This is a genomic window from Sphingobacterium bovisgrunnientis, from assembly GCF_009829085.1.
Classification (GTDB): Bacteria; Bacteroidota; Bacteroidia; order Sphingobacteriales; family Sphingobacteriaceae; genus Sphingobacterium; species Sphingobacterium bovisgrunnientis.
On record NZ_WUQY01000214.1, the window covers coordinates 1 to 345 of the forward strand.

The window sequence follows — 345 nt, forward strand, 5'->3', positions numbered from 1 at the left end:
CGTAGGAATGTCGTTCCTATTAATAATATTAGGAATGCGACAACGCTCCCACTATTTTCTTGTAAACACACAACTCTTCACTTTTGATAAAATCAAACCTTTTGATTTTTCTATCAAATCGAAGATTTCAGCTCCAAGAGGCCTGCTTCAATCTATACAAGAATTGATTAAGCTAACATACTTTGTAAGCATATTTGGATTCAAAACTTTCGAGTCGTGTCATGCACACTTTCTCTTGCAGGTTCCTGTTAAGGAATATAGTTTTGACATCGTTTTGCCACAACTCATAGTCATGGTATGTAGTTATAGCAAGCAAAATTCAAATGGCCCTTACCATGGCTATAG

The 345-nt window shown here is 35.9% G+C and carries 1 protein-coding gene; it reads left to right on the forward strand.

Translation table 11 applies throughout. The annotated features are described in order from the left end of the window. Positions 1-34: 34 nt before the first annotated feature. Positions 35-345 (forward strand): hypothetical protein (locus GOQ16_RS18590; protein WP_160070459.1); only part of this gene is annotated, 311 nt, incomplete at its 3' end.